The organism is Variovorax multivorans (genome assembly GCF_051216835.1).
Lineage (GTDB): Bacteria > Pseudomonadota > Gammaproteobacteria > Burkholderiales > Burkholderiaceae_C > Variovorax.
Genome location: NZ_JBPJZL010000003.1, coordinates 533,903 through 550,857 on the forward strand (window position 1 = coordinate 533,903; position 16,955 = coordinate 550,857).

14 protein-coding genes and 1 tRNA gene are annotated in these 16,955 nt (G+C 63.4%); 3 read left to right on the plus strand and 12 right to left on the minus strand.

The genetic code is table 11. The annotated features are described in order from the left end of the window. Nucleotides 1-49 precede the first annotated feature (49 nt). The 7 genes from sucD to oxc form a co-directional block, all read right to left on the minus strand. Nucleotides 50-949, minus strand: a complete 900-nt coding sequence (sucD, locus tag ACSFCA_RS09580; RefSeq protein ID WP_307617006.1) for a succinate--CoA ligase subunit alpha — start codon at nucleotides 947-949, stop codon at nucleotides 50-52. Between the two features lie 316 nt (nucleotides 950-1,265). After that, entirely contained in the window at nucleotides 1,266-2,438 is a 1,173-nt protein-coding gene (sucC, locus tag ACSFCA_RS09585) for an ADP-forming succinate--CoA ligase subunit beta (RefSeq protein WP_435459144.1), read from the minus strand. A gap of 32 nt (nucleotides 2,439-2,470) precedes the next feature. Continuing rightward, the gene (locus ACSFCA_RS09590; protein ID WP_435459143.1) at nucleotides 2,471-2,788 is read right to left on the minus strand and encodes an HAD family hydrolase; all 318 of its coding nucleotides are present in this window, start codon (nucleotides 2,786-2,788) and stop codon (nucleotides 2,471-2,473) included. Nucleotides 2,789-3,023: 235 nt separating this feature from the next. Continuing rightward, the gene (gene frc / locus ACSFCA_RS09595) at nucleotides 3,024-4,271 is read right to left on the minus strand and encodes a formyl-CoA transferase (protein WP_093057514.1); all 1,248 of its coding nucleotides are present in this window, start codon (nucleotides 4,269-4,271) and stop codon (nucleotides 3,024-3,026) included. After that, nucleotides 4,268-4,714 (minus strand): PAS domain-containing protein, encoded by a 447-nt coding sequence (locus tag ACSFCA_RS09600; RefSeq protein ID WP_093079768.1) that lies wholly within the window; start codon nucleotides 4,712-4,714, stop codon nucleotides 4,268-4,270. The genes frc (ACSFCA_RS09595) and ACSFCA_RS09600 overlap by 4 nt, the downstream gene beginning before the upstream one ends. Before the next feature lie 74 nt (nucleotides 4,715-4,788). Then, the gene (frc, locus tag ACSFCA_RS09605; protein ID WP_258352928.1) at nucleotides 4,789-6,051 is read right to left on the minus strand and encodes a formyl-CoA transferase; all 1,263 of its coding nucleotides are present in this window, start codon (nucleotides 6,049-6,051) and stop codon (nucleotides 4,789-4,791) included. Between the two features lie 31 nt (nucleotides 6,052-6,082). Continuing rightward, a complete protein-coding gene (oxc, locus tag ACSFCA_RS09610; RefSeq protein ID WP_258352927.1) occupies nucleotides 6,083-7,909 on the minus strand; it encodes an oxalyl-CoA decarboxylase in 1,827 nt (608 codons plus the stop codon). Nucleotides 7,910-8,062: 153 nt separating this feature from the next. On the opposite strand from oxc, the gene ACSFCA_RS09615 reads away from it, so the two are divergent. Next, nucleotides 8,063-8,671 (plus strand): Crp/Fnr family transcriptional regulator, encoded by a 609-nt coding sequence (locus tag ACSFCA_RS09615; RefSeq protein WP_093057638.1) that lies wholly within the window; start codon nucleotides 8,063-8,065, stop codon nucleotides 8,669-8,671. Between the two features lie 72 nt (nucleotides 8,672-8,743). On the opposite strand, the gene ACSFCA_RS09620 is transcribed toward ACSFCA_RS09615, so the two are convergent. From ACSFCA_RS09620 to ACSFCA_RS09635, 4 genes are all read right to left on the minus strand, one after another. After that, complete coding sequence (locus ACSFCA_RS09620) at nucleotides 8,744-9,580, minus strand: cytidylate kinase family protein (protein ID WP_435459142.1); 837 nt, start codon at nucleotides 9,578-9,580, stop codon at nucleotides 8,744-8,746. 22 nt (nucleotides 9,581-9,602) lie between these two features. Continuing rightward, nucleotides 9,603-11,138, minus strand: coding sequence for a tripartite tricarboxylate transporter permease (locus ACSFCA_RS09625; protein WP_093057509.1), 1,536 nt, complete (start codon nucleotides 11,136-11,138; stop codon nucleotides 9,603-9,605). Between the two features lie 24 nt (nucleotides 11,139-11,162). After that, a complete protein-coding gene (locus ACSFCA_RS09630; RefSeq protein ID WP_435459141.1) occupies nucleotides 11,163-11,684 on the minus strand; it encodes a tripartite tricarboxylate transporter TctB family protein in 522 nt (173 codons plus the stop codon). Nucleotides 11,685-11,808: 124 nt separating this feature from the next. Beyond that, nucleotides 11,809-12,828, minus strand: a complete 1,020-nt coding sequence (locus tag ACSFCA_RS09635) for a Bug family tripartite tricarboxylate transporter substrate binding protein (RefSeq protein WP_093057507.1) — start codon at nucleotides 12,826-12,828, stop codon at nucleotides 11,809-11,811. Between the two features lie 230 nt (nucleotides 12,829-13,058). On the opposite strand from ACSFCA_RS09635, the gene ACSFCA_RS09640 reads away from it, so the two are divergent. Continuing rightward, nucleotides 13,059-13,133, plus strand: a tRNA-Arg gene (locus ACSFCA_RS09640). A gap of 430 nt (nucleotides 13,134-13,563) precedes the next feature. On the opposite strand, the gene ACSFCA_RS09645 is transcribed toward ACSFCA_RS09640, so the two are convergent. Next, on the minus strand, nucleotides 13,564-15,426 hold the full coding sequence (locus ACSFCA_RS09645) for a tannase/feruloyl esterase family alpha/beta hydrolase (protein ID WP_435459140.1): 1,863 nt from the start codon (nucleotides 15,424-15,426) through the stop codon (nucleotides 13,564-13,566). A 607-nt stretch (nucleotides 15,427-16,033) separates the two neighbouring features. Between ACSFCA_RS09645 and ACSFCA_RS09650 the strand changes: the two genes are divergently transcribed. Beyond that, nucleotides 16,034-16,951 (plus strand): amino acid ABC transporter substrate-binding protein, encoded by a 918-nt coding sequence (locus ACSFCA_RS09650; RefSeq protein ID WP_435459139.1) that lies wholly within the window; start codon nucleotides 16,034-16,036, stop codon nucleotides 16,949-16,951. Nucleotides 16,952-16,955 lie beyond the last annotated feature (4 nt).

Here is a 16,955-nt window from a genome sequence, read left to right on the forward strand (position 1 = left end):
GCTTTCTGGATTGATGAAAATTCTGGGCGGCCTACCGTCGGTCAATCAGTCAATCGAACGGGAGGTAGTCGGGGATCACGAGCGACGCGAGCAGCTTTCCCATCTCGGCCGGATTGCGCGTCACGTGAATGCCGCATTCCTTCATCACCGCGAGCTTTTCCTCAGCAGTGCCACGGCCGCCGGAAATGATTGCGCCCGCATGGCCCATGCGCTTGCCCGGCGGCGCGCTGGCACCGGCGATGAAGCCGACAACGGGCTTGCGCATGTGGTCGCGAATCCATCGCGCGCACTCCTCTTCGGCATCGCCGCCGATCTCGCCGACCATGATCACGGCGTCGGTACGCGGGTCGTCGTTGAACATCTTCAGCACGTCGATGTGCCGCAGCCCGCCGACCGGGTCGCCACCGATGCCGACCACAGTCGACTGCCCGATGCCGAAGCTTGCAAGCTGGCTCGCGGCCTCGTAGGTCAGCGTGCCCGAGCGCGAGACCACACCGATGCGGCCGCGCTGGTGGATGTGCCCCGGCATGATGCCGATCTTGATTTCGCCGGGCGTGATGAGCCCTGGGCAGTTGGGGCCGAGCAGCAGTGTCTTGCGGCCCTGCATGCGGTGGCGGGTGCGGATCATGTCGCGCACGGGGATGCCTTCGGTGATGCAGATGACGAGGTCGAGCTCAGCATCGACTGCTTCGTCGATTGCCGCTGCTGCGAAGGCTGGCGGCACGTAGATCACGGAGACGGTGGCGCCTGTCTCGGCCTTTGCTTCTTTCACGGTGCCGAAGATCGGGATGTTGCCCATCGACTGGCCGGCCTTCATCGGGTTCACGCCCGCGACGAAGCAGTGTCTGCCGTTGCCGTATTCGAGGCAGGCCTGTGTGTGGAACTGGCCTGTCTTGCCGGTGATGCCCTGCGTGATGACGCGGGTGTGCTTGTTGATCAGGATGGACATTTCACTTGCTCCATCTTGTGGTTGCTTGGCTTCGGGGTGCGTGCACAGGACACCGGGTACTCCCCTCCGCGAATGTCCCCCGGCCTGCGGCCTCCTCCTTTATTTCGCTGCGGGGAGTACCCGATGCCCCGTGCACAAGAAGCGCGGCTCTGGTGCTGGCCGATCAACCAGTGCTCTGAACGATCACGTCGATGGGGTGCCTTGCGCAGCGAAATAAAGGAGGAGGCCGCAGGCCGGGGGACATTCGCGGAGCAAGGTACCCCGTCGGCGTGAGCGCACCCCGAAAAACAGCGAATGAGGAAGCAAGCTTTCATACCTAGCGCACCCAGTTCCGAGCCGCACCAATGGCCCGCTGTGCAGCCTCGGCCATGTCGTCGGTGTTGATGATCGACAGCCCCGACTGCGCGAGGATGGTCCTTCCCAGGTCCTCATTGGTGCCCTTCATGCGCACGATCAGCGGCACGGTGAGACCGGTCTCTCGCGCTGCTGTAACGACACCGTGCGCGATCACGTCGCACTTCATGATGCCGCCGAAGATGTTGACGAGCACTGCCTTGAGCTTCGGGTTGCGCAGCATCAGCTTGAAGGCCTCGGTCACCTTCTCCGCCGTTGCACCGCCGCCCACGTCGAGGAAGTTGGCTGGCGAGCCGCCGTAGAGCTTGATTGCGTCCATCGTCGCCATCGCAAGGCCCGCGCCATTGACCAGGCAGCCGATGTCGCCGTCGAGCGCGATGTACGAAAGATCGAACTTCGAGGCCTCTACCTCCACCGGATCTTCCTCGTCGAAGTCGCGCATCGCGGCAATCTCCGGCTGGCGGAACAGCGCGTTGGCGTCGAAGTCGAACTTCGCGTCGAGCGCAATCACGCGGCCGTCGCGCGTGAGCACCAGCGGATTGATCTCGGCCAGCGAAGCGTCGCTGCCATCGAAGGCTTGATAGAGGTTCTGCATGAACACGCGCGCCTGCACCACCGATCGCTCGGAGATGCCGATGCGGCGCGCGATGCCGTCTGCATCGGCAATCCGCAGGCCGGTATCCGGGTCGATGAAGAGCTTGTGGATCTTCTCGGGCGTGCGCGCGGCCACCTCCTCGATGTCCATGCCGCCTTCGCTCGAAGCCATCAGCGCCACGCGCTGCGAATTGCGGTCGACCACGAAGCCGAGGTACAGCTCCTTGTCGATCTCCACGCTCTCCTCGACCAGCAGCTGCTTCACCACACGGCCTTCGGGGCCCGTCTGCGGCGTCTTCAGCGTCATGCCGAGCATCTGGTCCGCGTGCCGCCGCACTTCGGCGACGGACCACGCGGGCTTCACGCCGCCGCCCTTGCCGCGGCCGCCTGCATGGATCTGCGCCTTCACCACCCAAGCCCGGCCGCCGAGACGGGTGGCGGCGTCTGCCGCCTCGTCGGACGAACGGCAGACGAATCCACGGGGTGTCGCCACGCCGTATTGGCGCAACACGTCCTTGCCCTGGTATTCGTGGATGTTCATGGTCGGAGCAGATTGCTTATTTGCAAGGAATTTCAGGCGCCGAGCTCGACGCCGTGGCTTTCCGCCCAATTGAAATAGCTCGACGAAGCCATTTCCCGCTTTCTGTGCAATTCCTTCTTCTGCTCGATTGCCTCGGCCAAAAATTCGGCGTCGTAGGCCTTCAGCAGATGCGGCTGATGGGTCTTCAGATAATGGCCGATACGCTCGTTGGCACTCTGGTTCAGGCCCATCAGGCGGTCGTAGGTTTCGCCGTCCCAATGCCAGCGCAGGCCCAATTCGAAGAATGCTGCGTTATAGGCATTGCGCTCGATTTCGTCGCGCCAGTACTGAATGGGTGAATGGTTTTCCATGACCTTCTCCTTGAATGAATGCCGAATGGGTAAATCGGATGAAAAATCCCGGCGAGTTCAAAATGTAGGGTCGACGGACAATAAATAAAAATTAAATGAATTTATAAAAACCATTCACCATGAGTTATGGATGGAAGGCGCCAAATCCACGCGCCCAAGGGCCTTCCGCGCCACCCGCAGGCAGCGCTTTCTTTTCAACTCATGGTGGCAACGGGCCTGAGCCCGCCGCGCTTTCTCAGATCACGCGTTCGGCGCGCAGTGTCTCCAGCTCGTCCGCGCCGTAGCCGAGTTGCCGCAGCACTTCCTCGGTGTGCTCGCCGAGCAGCGGCGAACGCGTCACCACCGTCGGGCTGTCGGACATCTTGATGGGGTTGCCCACCGTCAGGTACTTGCCGCGCACCGGGTGGTCGACCTCGACGATGGTGCCGGTCTCGCGCAGCGATTCGTCCGCGGCGATCTCCTTCATCGAGAGGATCGGCCCGCAGGGAATGTCGTACTCGTTGAGGATGTCCATGGCCTCGAACTTGGTCTTGGTCATGGTCCATTGCTCGATGCGCGCGAAGATCGGTTTCAGGTGCAGCAGGCGCGCTGCCGGCGTGGCGTAGGCCTCGTCGTTGATCCAGCCTTCTTCGCCGATGACCTTGCACACCGCCGGCCACACTGCGGCCTGCGTGATGAAGTAGATGTACGCGTTGGGGTCGGTCTCCCAGCCCTTGCACTTGAGAATCGAGCCGGGCTGGCCGCCGCCCGATGCATTGCCGGCGCGCGGCACTGCATCGCCGAACTTGCCGTCCGGGTATTGCGGGTACTCGTGCATGGTGCCGGTGCGTTCCAGGCGCTGCTGGTCGCGCATCTTCACGCGGCAGAGGTTGAGCACGGCGTCCTGCATCGGCGCGAGCACCTGCTGGCCACGCCCGGTGCTATTGCGCTGGAACAGCGCGGCGAGGATGCCGAGCGCCAGGTGCAGGCCGGTGCCGCTGTCGCCGATCTGCGCGCCGGTCACGAGCGGCGGGCCGTCCTCGAAGCCGGTGGTCGATGCCGCGCCGCCGGCGCACTGGGCCACGTTCTCGTAGACCTTGCAGTGCTCGTACTTGCCGGGGCCGAAGCCCTTGACCGAGGCCACGATCATTCGCGGATTGAGCTTCTGGATGTGGGCCCAGGTAATGCCCATGCGGTCGAGTGCGCCGGGCGCGAAGTTCTCGACCAGCACGTCGCAGGTCTTGATCAGGCTGTCGAGAACTTCCTTGCCCTTGGGCTTCTTGGTGTCCAGCGTGATCGAGCGCTTGTTGTGGTTCAGCATCGTGAAGTAGAGGCTGTCCGCACCGGGAATGTCGCGCAGCTGGCCGCGCGTTGCGTCGCCTTCGCCTGCACGCTCGACCTTGATCACGTCAGCGCCGAACCAGGCCAGCAGTTGGGTGCAGGTGGGGCCGGACTGCACATGGGTGAAATCGAGGATTCGAACGCCCTCGAGTGCTTTGCTCATTGACTGTCTCCTTCTTTGATCATCGTGGCTTCGACTTCTACCAGACGGGCGCGCAATTTGCGCTCCTCGGCAAAGCGGGCGGTCTCGTCGCGAACGATGGCAACGATGCCCGTGACCTCGTGATCGGCGGAGAACAGCATCGACACCGTGAAGGCGATCGACAGCGTGTGCCCGTCCTTGTGCAGCGCCGGTACGCGCAGCAGGTCGGCGCCGTACTTGGTGACGCCGGTTTCCATCGTCTTGTTGTAGCCGTCCCAGTGCCGCTGGCGTTGCCGCTGGGGAATGATCAGGTCGAGCGACTTGCCGAGCGCCTCGGCTTCGGTGAAGCCGAAGATGCGCTCGGAGGCGCGATTCCACAACGTGATCGCGCCTGCCGCATCGCACACCATGATCGCGTCGCCGGCGCCTTCGACGAGCTGCTTGAAATCCAGGTTCGTTTGCATACGTGCCTCCCGGCGCTACCTGTCTACATGTCGTCGTTCACTGCGGAGGGTGAAGCCCCCGCAGTGAACCCGGCCTACACAGCCTTGGCTTCGCGCAGGTTGGAGATCTGGTCCTTGCTGTAGCCCAGCTCCGCCAGCACTTCCTCGGTGTGCTCACCCAGAAGCGGCGAGCCGGTGATCTCGGGCTTGAGGTCCGAGAACTTGATCGGGCTGCCCACGGTGAAGTAGCTGCCGCGCTCCTTGTGCGGCACTTCGACGATGGAGCCGCTGGCGCGCAGCGACGGGTCGTGCAGCAGTTCCTTCATCGTCAGCACCGGTGCGCAGGGAATGTCGAACTTGCGCAGGATGTCGACCGCCTCGAACTTGGTCTTGTCGGCCAGCCAGCCCTCGATGGTCGCGAAGATGTCGGTGATGTGCGGCTGGCGTGCCTTCGGGGTCGTGTAGTCGGGGTCGGTCTTCCACTCGGGCTTGCCGATGGCGTCGCAGATGGGAGCCCAGGCATGGCCTTGCACCGTGAAGTAGATGTAGGCGTTCGGGTCGGTCTCCCAGCCCTTGCACTTGAGCACCCAGCCCGGCTGGCCGCCACCGCCGGCATTGCCGCCGCGCGGCACCACGTCGCTGAAGGTGCCGTGCGGGTACTGCGGGTATTCCTCCAGGTAGCCGAGCTTGTCCAGGCGCAGCTGGTCGCGCATCTTCACGCGGCAGAGGTTGAGCACCGCGTCCTGCATCGCGCAGGCCACGCGCTGGCCCTTGCCAGTCTGCTGGCGGCCGATGATGGCCGTGAGGATGCCGATGGCCAGGTGCATGCCGGTGTTGCTGTCGCCGAGGGCCGCGGCGCTCACGGTGGGCGGGCCGTCCCAGAAGCCGGTGGTCGAGGCGGCGCCGCCGGCGCACTGCGCAACGTTCTCGTACACCTTCAGGTCGTCGTAGTGGTGGCCGTCGCTGAAGCCCTTGACCGAGGCGACGATCATCTTGGGGTTGAGTTCCTGGATGCGCTCCCAGGTAAAGCCCATGCGGTCGAGCGCGCCGGGGCCGAAGTTCTCGACCAGCACGTCGGATTCGCGGATCAGCTTCTCCAGCACGACCTTGCCTTCGGGCTGCTTGGTGTCCAGCGTCAGCGAGCGCTTGTTGCTGTTGAGCATGGTGAAGTACAGCGCATCGACATCGGGAATGTCGCGCAGCTGCGAACGCGTGACGTCGCCGGCGCCGGGGCGCTCGACCTTGATGACGTCGGCGCCGAACCAGGCCAGCATCTGCGTGCAGGCGGGACCGGCTTGCACGTGCGTGAAGTCGATGATCTTGATGCCGCTGAGTGGTTTGTTGTTGCTGCTGCTCATTTGGATATCTCCTTGAATGATGGAACTCGGGTTACTTCTTCTTCGCCGTGCTGGGGTTCAGGCTCGTGATGCGGCCGCTTTCGGTGCCGGCGGTCTCGTCGATGACGGCATTGATCAGGGTCGGCCGGCCTGAGGCAACCGCCTCGGCCAGGGCCTTTTGAAGTTCATCGGCAGTGGTGGCGTGCACGCCGACGCCGCCGAAGGCTTCCATCAGCTTGTCGTAGCGCGCGTTCTTGACGAACACGGTGGGCGCCACGTCGGGCGTGCCGCTGGCGTTCACGTCGGTGCCGCGGTAGACGCCGTTGTTGTTGAAGACGATGACGCAGATCGGCAGGTTGTAGCGGCAGATGGTTTCCACCTCCATGCCGCTGAAGCCGAAGGCGCTGTCGCCCTCGATGGCGATCACCGGCTTGCCGGTGACGACGGCTGCGGCCACCGAGAAGCCCATGCCGATGCCCATGATCCCCCAGGTGCCCACGTCCAGGCGCTTGCGCGGCTCGTACATGTCGACGATGCTGCGCGCGAAGTCGAGCGTGTTGGCGCCTTCGTTGACGACGATGGCATCGGGCCGCGCCTTCACCTGGTCGCGGATCACGCTGAGCGCGCTGTGGAAGTTCATCGGCGAAGGCCGTGCGGCCAGCGTGACGGCCATCTTCGACAGGTTCTTGTCCTTGCGCTCGGCAATCGCACCGGTCCACTCGGCCGGGGGCTTGGCCCACTTGGCATCGATGCCGGCCAGCAGCGCGGCAACGCAGGAGCCGATGTCGCCGATCACGGGTGCTTCGATGGCGACGTTGCTGTCGATCTCGGTCGGTGCGATGTCGATCTGGATGAACTGCTTGGCGCCCTTTTCCTGCGCCCAGGTCTTGCCCTTGCCGTGCGAGAGCAGCCAGTTCAGGCGCGCGCCGACCAGCAGCACGACGTCGGCTTCCTGCAGCACGTAGGAGCGCGCGGCCGCGGCCGACTGCACATGGGTGTCGGGCAGCAGGCCCTTGGCCATCGACATCGGCAGGTAGGGAATACCCGTCTTCTCGACGAATGCGCGGATGTCGGCATCGGCCTGCGCATAGGCAGCACCCTTGCCGAGCAGGATCAGTGGACGCTTTGCGCCCTTGAGCAGGTCGAGCGCGCGCTTGACGGCATCGGGTGCGGGGATCTGTCGCGGCGCCGGGTCGACGACCTTGATGAGCGACTTCTTGCCGGCCGCTGCGTCCATGGTCTGGGCGAACAGCTTGGCGGGCAGGTCGAGGTACACGCCGCCCGGGCGGCCCGACAGTGCAGCACGGATGGCGCGTGCAATGCCCACGCCGATGTCTTCTGCGTGCAGCACGCGGAAGGCGGCCTTGCACAGCGGCTTGGCGATGGCGAGCTGGTCCATTTCTTCGTAGTCGCCTTGCTGCAGGTCGACGATCTCGCGCTCGCTGGAGCCGCTGATAAGGATCATCGGGAAGCAGTTGGTGGTGGCGTTGGCCAGCGCTGTGAGGCCGTTGAGGAAGCCGGGGGCCGACACCGTGAGGCAGATGCCGGGCTTCTGCGTGAGGAAGCCAGCTGCAGCGGCGGCGTTGCCGGCGTGCTGCTCATGGCGGAACGAGATGACGCGCAGGCCTTCGGCCTGGGCCATGCGCGTGAGGTCGGTGATCGGGATGCCGGGCAGGCCGAAGATGGTGTCGATGTCGTTGAGCTTGAGCGCATCGATGACAAGATGGAAGCCGTCGATGGTCTCGGCGGCCGGCGTGTCTTCCGTCAAGCTCTTGAGGGCGCGAACCACTTGTTCGCCATCGGCATCGCGGGTTTTCACGGGCTTGAGGGCATCGTCCAGCGTGGTGGTTGCCTCTTTCTCTGTTCTGACTGAAGACATGTCTCTCCTTCTGCATGGGTGAATGGCCAAGGCCCGAGCCAAGACTATGATTCGGGCTCAAGCTTTCGGCCGTTGACCTCGGTCAACTTTCCCGAAAACGGCGCGCCCCGATGAATGGCGCCGGCAGCGAAAAAATCGAGCAAGACGGTGACCATGACGTTGTTGGAAAACCACCCGGAGAAAAACATCATTCGTGCCCAGCTCCGGCAGAACATCCTTCTCAAGGACCTGAGCGAAGCCGACCGCGCCGAACTGGAAACCCATCTCGTCATCGTGGACGGCAACAAGGGCGAGTTCCTGCTGCACCAGGGGGTGCGGGAGATGGAGCAATACTTCATCCTCGACGGCATCCTCAAGCGGGTGGTGAGCAACCCGGAGGGCAAGGAAATGATCCTTCGCTTCGCCGACGAGAACGACATGGAAACGAGCTATGCCGCGCTGCGGCTGGGTACGCCGACGCCCTACGGCATCGTCTGCGTGACGAAGGCGCGGGTGGCGAGCCTTCCGCTGAAGGAATGGATCGCCTTTCTGAACCGGCATGCGGAAACCAAGGAACTGTTCGAGTTCCTGGTGATGCGGGGCATGAGCGAGATCATGGCGCACACGATCACGCTGCATTTGCTCGATGCGGCGGGGCGCGTGCATCGGTTCATCCGAAAGCATCCGGAGCTCGAGGACCGGATCCCCAGCAAGGAGTTGGCTTCGTATCTGAATCTCTCAGCAGAAACCCTTAGTCGATTGAGGAAGCGCGGGAAGATTTAGGCACGGCTGAGGGATTGGTTCCCTCTCCCGCTTGCGGGAGAGGGAGCAAATCGGGAATTCGGAGCCTCGCGCTCAGGTCTGCTTCGCCGAAGCAAAGCGCCGCGTGCTGGCCATCAGCCTCAACTGGTTGTGGACCCCGCTGACACCAGACACCTCCGCCGCAACTGCCTCGGTCTGCGCCCGCTCGTCACTGTTGAGCACGATGCCGCGCAGCATCAGCTCGCCCTGGTTCGCGGTGATCGTCACGTTGATGTCGCGCGTTGCCTCACGCTCCTTCAGCGCAGCGCGCACACGTGCTTCCAGCGCCATGTTGGCAAGCAGCGCACGCGATGCGGGCGTTTCTGCGAACTCGGGCCGGCTCACCATCAGCCGGATCTGCTCGACGCAGCTCTCGACGGACAGACGATCGGTGTTGAGCACCAGGTCGTAGAGCACCGGGTCGCCCCAGGTCACGCCGAACTGCGCGTGCATGCGCGCGGCGTGCGCCTGGTCGCTGCGGCGGATCTCGGCTTCGGCGAATTCGGCGTCGTCGGTTTCGAGGTCGCCCATCAGCCACTCGACGCGCTTCTTCAACGAGCGCGTGATGCGCACGCACACCACGTGCGGCACCGGCTGCAGCAGGCAGGTGGCGCCCCAGCCGCGCAGCACCACATTGCCGCGGTCGGCCAGCGCGAACAGCTCTTCGGCGGTGTAGAGCGCCACGCTGCGCGAGTCGGTGGTCAGGCGCTCCACCAGGCCAGCCTTGCCGCCGCGCAGCCGGCCTATCAGGCTCGTGGAGACCTGCATGCGGTCTGCCACGTGCTCGATGACTTCGTGGCGCATCACGGCGAGGCCGAGCGTCTCGGCGAGTTTCAGCGAAACGTCTTTCGCGAGGGAACCCATCTCCTGGGTCAGTGCGATCACAGGCATGTCTTTGGCTCCTCGTTGTGTTTCAGTCCACCGGCCGTTCGACCGCGAACTCGTCGGGCTTCTTCGGCTTTCTGTTGAGCAGCGCCAGCGCCTTGGAGATCAGCGGCCAGAACAGCAGCACCAGAGCCAGCGTGGTGATGCCGCCGACCAGCGGGTTCGAGAACATCACCATCACGTCGCCCTGCGACACCAGCATGGCCTGGCGGAATGAGTCTTCGGCCTTGTCGCCGAGCACCAGCGCAAGCACCAGCGGCGCGAGCGGAAAGTCGAGCTTCTTGAAGAGATAGCCCATCACGCCGAAGCCGAGCATGAACCAGATGTCGAGCATCGCGTTGTGCACGGTGTAGGCGCCGATCGCGCAGATCACGATGATCACCGGCGCGATGATCGAGAACGGAATGCGCAGGATCGACGCGAACAGCGGCACGGTGCTGAGCACCACGATCAGGCCGACGATGTTGCCGAGGTACATGCTGGCGATCAGGCCCCAGACGAAGTCTTTCTGCTCGACGAACAGCAGCGGACCGGGCTGCAGGCCCCAGATCAGCAGGCCGCCCAGCAGCACGGCAGCAGTTGGCGAGCCGGGAATGCCCAGCGCCAGCATCGGCAGCAGCGCGCTCGTGCCGGCTGCATGCGCGGCGGTCTCGGGTGCGACCACGCCTTCCATCTCGCCGGTGCCGAACTTGGCGCCCTTCTTCGACATCTTCTTGGCAAGGCCGTAGCTCATGAACGAGGCTGGTGTTGCGCCGCCGGGCGTGATGCCCATCCAGATGCCGATGAGCGAGCTGCGGATGGAGGTCACCCAGTATTTGGGCAACTGCTTCCACGTTTGCCACACGACCTTGGGATCGATCTTCGCGCTCTTGCCGGAGAACTTCAGGCCCTCTTCCATCGACAGAAGAATCTCGCCGATGCCGAACAGGCCGATCACCGCAATCAGGAAGTCGAAGCCGCGCATCAGCTCGGGCTGGCCGAAGGTCAGGCGCAGCTGGCCGGTAACAGTGTCCATGCCCACGCTCGCGAGTGCAAAGCCCAGCGCCATCGACGCCAGGATCTTGAAGGGCGACCCTTTGCCCATGCCGACGAAGCTGCAGAAGGTCAGCAGGTACACCGCGAAGAATTCGGGCGAGCCGAACTTGAGCGCGAACTTGGCGACCAGCGGCGCGAGAAAGGTGATCATCACCACCGCGAGAAAGGCGCCCACGAACGATGAGGTGAAGGCCGTGGTCAGCGCCGCGCCGGCCTGCCCGTTCTGCGCCATCGGATAGCCGTCGAAGGTGGTGGCCACCGACCACGGCTCGCCCGGTATGTTGAACAGGATCGAGGTGATGGCCCCGCCGAATAGCGCACCCCAGTAGATGCACGACAGCATGATGATGGCCGAGGTCGGCGACATCGTGAAGGTGAGCGGCAGCAGGATCGCCACGCCGTTGGCACCGCCGAGGCCAGGCAGCACGCCGATCAACACGCCGAGGATGATGCCGACGAACATCAGGCCGATGTTCATCGGCGTGAGGATCACTGAAAAGCCCTGCATCAGGGCACTGATTTCTTCCATTTCGCTTGTGCTCCGTGAGTAGGTTCAGTAGCCGAGGAATCGAAGCGGATCGAGAGTGCCCTTGAACAGCGGCACCTTGAACCAGACCTCGAACATGAAGAAGAACAGCGTGTTGACGCCCAGCGCGGCAAGCACGCTCTTGAACCACGCGTACTTGCCCAGCACCACCATGAACAGCGCGATGTAGATCGCCGACGCCAGGTAGATGCCGAGGAAGGTGATCGCCAGCACGTAGACCGTGGCCGGCACCAGCACCGACAGCACGCGCTTGAGCTGCACCGAATCGACGAACACTGCGGTGTTGCGGCTCTTGCCGAGGAGTGCCTGGTAGAGGATGCCGGCGCCCGAGATCGTGATGATCACGCCGATGAAGAACGGAAAGTAGCCTGCGCCGGGGCCGTCGGTGGTCCAGCCCGCGCCCAACTTGCGCGCCTCGAAGACCACCACCAGGCCGATCACCAGCAGCGCCAATGCCACCGCCGCTTCGACCAGGTGGGTGGAGATGCCCGAACGCGCCGGGCCCTCGGATGTTTCGTCGTGCTCCATGGAGCCCCCATCGTGGTTGTGTGTGAGAAAGAAAAAAGGGACGGATGCGGCGCGCACGCCGTTCGTCGGGCCGCCGACATTCCGGCGGCGCCGCGCGGCGCGTGCCGCCGTCGCGGCCTGTCGGCTACTTGTTGCTTGCGAGGAAGCCCGCGTCAGCCATCAGCGTGCGGTGCGTGGCCTCGGCTTCGGTGAGCCATTTCGCAAAGGCGTCGCCGGTCATGAAGGTCGGGTTGAAGGCGCCCTTCTCCATGTACTCCTTCCACTCCGGCGTGGCGGCCACCTTGACCAGCAGGTCCTTGTAGAACGCAAGCTGGTCGGGCGTGACGCCGGGCGGCATGAAGATGCCGCGCAGCATCGTGTACTTGGTCGGCACGCCTGCTTCCTTGCAGGTGGGGATGTCGTTCCACGACTGCGTGTCCGTGACCTTGGCCTTGAACGGCATGCGCTCGTCGTCGAACACGCACAGCGCGCGCAGCTTGCCCGCGCGCCACTGCGCCACCGCCTCGATCGGGTTGTTCACCGTCGAATTCACATGGCCTCCCACCAGCTGCACCGCCACCTCGCCGCCGCCCTTGAACGGCACGTAGATGAACTTGGTGCCGGTGGCTTTCTCGAGCGCGACGGTGATGATCTGGTCTTCCTGCTTCGAGCCCGTGCCGGCCATCTTGAACTTGCTCGGCCCCGCGGTCTTCACCGCGGTGATGTATTCGCCGGCGTTCTTGTAGGGCTCGGTCGCGTTGGTCCACAGCACGAACTGGTCGAGCGCCAGCATGGCGACAGGCGTCATGTCCTTCCAGTTGAAAGGCACGCCGGTAGCCATCGGCGTGGTGAACAGGTTCGACAGCGAGATGACGATCTTGTGCGGGTCGCCCTTGGCTTCCTTCACCGCCAGAAAGCCCTCGGCACCCGCGCCGCCCGACTTGTTGACGACGATCAGCGGCTCCTTCATCAGCTTGTACTTGATGACGATGCCCTGCAGCAGGCGCCCCATCTGGTCGGCGCCGCCGCCGGTGCCGGCGGGTATCACGAACTCCACCGGCTTGGTGGGTTCCCATGCGAGGGCGGGCGTGGCGGCTGCCAGCGCCAGGACGGCCGCGGCAACGACCTTCGTACGACCCAGAACGAGCGAGGCGATCTTCTTCATCAGGTTGTCTCCTGTGTAGTGTTTCGCTCTTTTTTGTTCTTGGATCTGAGCAGAGATACGGACCGGCACGATGGTGCGCGCCACTGATTCACGCCTGCTTGATCGCGGTCAACTTTTCGAAGATTTCGTATCCGGGTTAGCCCGCGCTGGCGGGCCCTGCGCGTCCTGTCATCGCTAAGCCTATAAAATCGCGGCGCGCAGTGGGGTCCTGCCTCCCTGCGCCCTCATCCGTCTTCGTAGTTCAATGGATAGAACGGGGTCCTCCTAAGACTCAGATACAGGTTCGATTCCTGTCGAAGGCACCAGAAAGCCCCTGTTCAGATACCCGTTGCCGGAATTCTTCCAGCCGAAGCACCCTATTCGGGCGTTCCAGTCGCGCCACGCTTTGCCAAGTCGGGCCGGAATCGCGCATAAACCACGTCGAGAGCTCGCGAGAGAAGCCATTCGATCGCCACGGCGCGCTGAACAAGCTCCTGCGGGAGCTGCCAACAGTCACCGGCATCCTCTGAATTCCGCATCCCGACGCGACCGCGCGTCCGCCCGCACAGGCCGCGAGCCGCACGGCGGTGCGCTGGCAGGAGGCCATTGCGTGCGGCAGCCTGGCAACCGGCCGCCCCCCCGCCGGCGGACCACCCGCTGTGGAGACGACCTTCGTCGGCGCCGTCAGAGCCACCACCCTGCGCCTCGAAGTTCGCGCACGGGCTGCCACACCACAATCGCCGATCGTGGCCGCAACTACGAGCAGGTGTAGCTTGCCGCTGAACCGATGTCGCCACTGGTGTAAGTGATTTTCTTCGGGTACACGCAGATGGGACGAGTTTTCGATGTTGCACCGCCAAGGGTCTGCAGGGTCGGGGCATCCGGAGCGGTGCCTTTTTCCACCCACGCCGTCAGCGCGTCGTAGAACTGGGTCGGCGTGAAGTAGGGAACTTCCGCTGTCGGGTTGGACGTTCCATTCGGATCGCCGTGGCCGGCCCCTGGCACCAGATAGAGCCGATAGAAGCCTTGGACATCGCTCAACCCGCCGATCCTGGCGACCACGCTGTTGTAGTAGTTGACCGTCCCCTGCGCCATGATGAGCTCGTCGGCCAGACCATGCCAGGTCAGCATCTTGCCGCCGCGATTCTTGAACGCGGAGAGGTCCGGGTTGTCGGTGTTGATGTTTCCGAACTGCGGCTGCAGCGTCACGCCGCGGTCGTAGGCATTGCTCAACTGCGCGTAGCTCAGTTGCTTCCAAAGCGATTGGCCGTTGCCGGTCGCATTCACGAACGAAGGGTCGCCGATGGTCGAGTTCTGCAACTCGAGCGCCACCTGGTCAGACGCGATGGGGAATGCGCCATTCGGGCTGGTCAGGCCGTTCAGACCAAAAGAAGCGAACATGGCGCCATACAGCGAAGCCCCGCGGTTCAGTCCGTACCAGCGCTGGTTTGCGGAGCCAAGCAGCGTGGAGGACGAAGTCGCAGACCAGCCGTTGTCGGTCGCCGGCGACGGTGCCGAGCCATCGGCGGTCATGCCGTACCAGACCTTGTTGATGGCCGTGGCTTGTGCTTTCGTGACGCACGCGCTCGTTGCGTTCGTTCCACCGTCGGATGTGCAGAGAACCGTGAGATCTGTCGTCGGGTCGTACGTACAAGAAGCGGGGTCGAGCACATAGCCCAGGTGCTGGCCGGCCACCACATCGCATGCGGCAATGGCGGCGTTGGAAACCAGATCCTGCTGAGCCTGGGTCGGTGCAACACCACCCAGGTCACGCTGGAAGACGATCTGCGGATAGAGCTCCGCAGTGATGAACCTGCTCCAGTTGATGGCAGGATAGTTGGCGATGATGCCGTCGAAGTCGGTGGGGTTGTTCTGCGCCAGGTTCAGCCCCTGGCGTCCACCCGTCGAGCCGCCCTCCCAGTAGGCGTACTTGGCCGGCGTTCCGTAGTAGGCCGCTGCCAACGCTTTCGTCTTGACGGCCTGTTCGTGAATGCCTCGGCTCGCGAAGTCGGTCCACAACGTCTTGTTGATGGTGCCATCCGGGTTCATTGCGAACGAGCCGCCCGCGAGCGAGGAATGCCCGGTATCCGTGGTCGACGAAACGGCGCCCTCTTTGCCCGCCACGTCGGCCGCTGCGGCACTCGCAATCGCCGTTGCACTTCCGGCGGCGCCTCCTTGCCAGCCGCCGCCGCCCAACGCATGAACGCGCGAGTTCCAGGCTGCTTTCGATGGCAGCCAGATCTCGATGCCGATGCCGGGCGACGTCGAAGGAGCGCCCTCGGGTCCAGGATTTCCGAGCCCCACATTGAGCTTGACCATGCAGACGTCACTGGCAGCCACCGGCGTTGTCGCCGTCGCCGCACCACCCAGGACGAGAGCGTCTCCCTTCTTGAAAGACTTGACCGCAACAACGCTCGTGCTGGCGTCAGGCTTGAAATTCGCCTTTAGCGTGTCATCACATGTCAGCGCCGCAGAGCCTGAAGGGGGCGGCACGGTGGCTACAGGCGGGTTGCTGACTCCGATGAAAGGAAATGCGTTGTTGTTGCTGCCGCCACCGCACCCACTGGCGAGAACGGCTGCGACGATCGCGGAAACTGCCAAAGGCTGATGAGTTTTCATGTGTCTCCTTCAAGTTAGGGGCAGCTGCAAGAAAGTGCACTTTTTTGCCCGACTTCAAATGCAACATGAACTATTAGGCAGCTTTCACAAACTTCGCTTGTACGGGTTATCCCGCTGCCAGGGAATACGCCGTGCAGTGGCTGTGAGTGAAATGGCTCAACAAAGCAGTCTGGATTCGGCCTTTTTCGTCATCAGCGTTCAGAAATATAGTGCACATCGTTATCTGCAATGCCCTTGCGCTGGCAGGGCACGACTACGTTCCGACCTACTGGAACGTGAGCGTCTTTGACCCGATGGGCGAGTTGTCGCAAGTCCAGGACAAAGCTGAAACGACCATGGCTCCCTCGAGCGCCGGCAGAACGTGGCGATTGACTCGAAAAACGAGCGTCTGAATTCCATTTTTCATGCCAATGGAAGGTACACGTTTCAGTAAACAATCAGCGCGCAAGGTTACCGAATGACACATGGGGTCCGCATCGCTCGCAAGAACCGAATCTCTTGCGAGCGATGCCGGGCGGTGGATGCGAACGCGACCCCCGAGGGTCGGCGAGACAGCAACGGCGTGTGATCGACATCGAAATTCAAACCGCCGTTGGCGTCGTACCCCATGTTCCCTTTTCCCCTGCGGCTGCTGCATGCCGCAATGATTCCCCTGGTCCCCGTGCTGATGGCGCTGGCGGCAGTGCCGGCGCAGGCCGCCGACACGATGAGCAAGATCCGCGAAACGCACACGATCGTGCTCGGCGTGCGCGAAGCCGTGCCGCCTTTTTCGTTCGTCGATGCACAGAAGCAGCCAGTCGGCTATTCGATCGATCTGTGCCTGCACGCGGTCGAAGAGATCAAGCGCGAGCTCAAGCTTCCCGACATCAAGGTCCAGTACAAGCTCGTGGCCGGCCCGGAGCGCATTCCGAAGTTGCTCGCAGGCGAAATCGACCTCGAGTGCGGCTCGACCACCAACACGATGGCGCGCCAGGAGAAGGTGGACTTCAGCTACACCTTCTTCGTCGCCGGGATGCGCGTGCTGACAAACAAGAGCCTTCACGTGGAGACGGTGAAGGACCTGAAGAACATGCCGATCGCGCTGGCCAAGGGTTCGACCTCGGAGAAGCTTTTCAAGCAACTCGCCGACGGTGAGCTGCGTGACGCGAAGTTAACCACCTACGACAACAACGGCGAGGCCTACAAGGCCCTGAAGGAAGGCAAGGTGCGCGCATTTGCGCAGGATGACTCGCTGCTGCAGGGCCTCGTGTCGAACGACAAGGGGATCGATACGCTCAGCCTGAGCAGGCTTGCGCTGTCGGTCGAACCGTACGCCGTGATGGTGCGCAAGGGCGACACCGCGTTGCTCGCGGCGGTCGATCTGAGCCTCTCGCAGCTGTACGCCAGCGGCGAGATCAATGCGCTCTATGACAAGTGGTTCAACACCCACACGCTCACCATCAAGATGGGGCGCCTGACACGCGACAGCTTCGTTCGGCCGAACAAGCAACCGGGCGTCGCGATGGTGCTCGGCCATTCGATCTGAGACG

What these genes read in the sequence shown, in the direction of transcription:
- ACSFCA_RS09650 (WP_435459139.1), top strand. Translation starts at nt 16,034, where the DNA reads ATGTTCCCTTTTCCCCTGCGGCTGCTGCATGCCGCAATGATTCCCCTG.
- ACSFCA_RS09620 (WP_435459142.1), bottom strand. Translation starts at nt 9,580, where the DNA reads ATGCCTGTGATCGCACTGACCCAGGAGATGGGTTCCCTCGCGAAAGAC.
- oxc (WP_258352927.1), bottom strand. Translation starts at nt 7,909, where the DNA reads ATGTCTTCAGTCAGAACAGAGAAAGAGGCAACCACCACGCTGGACGAT.
- ACSFCA_RS09635 (WP_093057507.1), bottom strand. Translation starts at nt 12,828, where the DNA reads ATGAAGAAGATCGCCTCGCTCGTTCTGGGTCGTACGAAGGTCGTTGCC.
- ACSFCA_RS09615 (WP_093057638.1), top strand. Translation starts at nt 8,063, where the DNA reads ATGACGTTGTTGGAAAACCACCCGGAGAAAAACATCATTCGTGCCCAG.
- sucD (WP_307617006.1), bottom strand. Translation starts at nt 949, where the DNA reads ATGTCCATCCTGATCAACAAGCACACCCGCGTCATCACGCAGGGCATC.
- ACSFCA_RS09645 (WP_435459140.1), bottom strand. Translation starts at nt 15,426, where the DNA reads ATGAAAACTCATCAGCCTTTGGCAGTTTCCGCGATCGTCGCAGCCGTT.
- sucC (WP_435459144.1), bottom strand. Translation starts at nt 2,438, where the DNA reads ATGAACATCCACGAATACCAGGGCAAGGACGTGTTGCGCCAATACGGC.
- ACSFCA_RS09630 (WP_435459141.1), bottom strand. Translation starts at nt 11,684, where the DNA reads ATGGAGCACGACGAAACATCCGAGGGCCCGGCGCGTTCGGGCATCTCC.
- frc (WP_258352928.1), bottom strand. Translation starts at nt 6,051, where the DNA reads ATGAGCAGCAGCAACAACAAACCACTCAGCGGCATCAAGATCATCGAC.
- frc (WP_093057514.1), bottom strand. Translation starts at nt 4,271, where the DNA reads ATGAGCAAAGCACTCGAGGGCGTTCGAATCCTCGATTTCACCCATGTG.
- ACSFCA_RS09625 (WP_093057509.1), bottom strand. Translation starts at nt 11,138, where the DNA reads ATGGAAGAAATCAGTGCCCTGATGCAGGGCTTTTCAGTGATCCTCACG.
- ACSFCA_RS09600 (WP_093079768.1), bottom strand. Translation starts at nt 4,714, where the DNA reads ATGCAAACGAACCTGGATTTCAAGCAGCTCGTCGAAGGCGCCGGCGAC.
- ACSFCA_RS09590 (WP_435459143.1), bottom strand. Translation starts at nt 2,788, where the DNA reads ATGGAAAACCATTCACCCATTCAGTACTGGCGCGACGAAATCGAGCGC.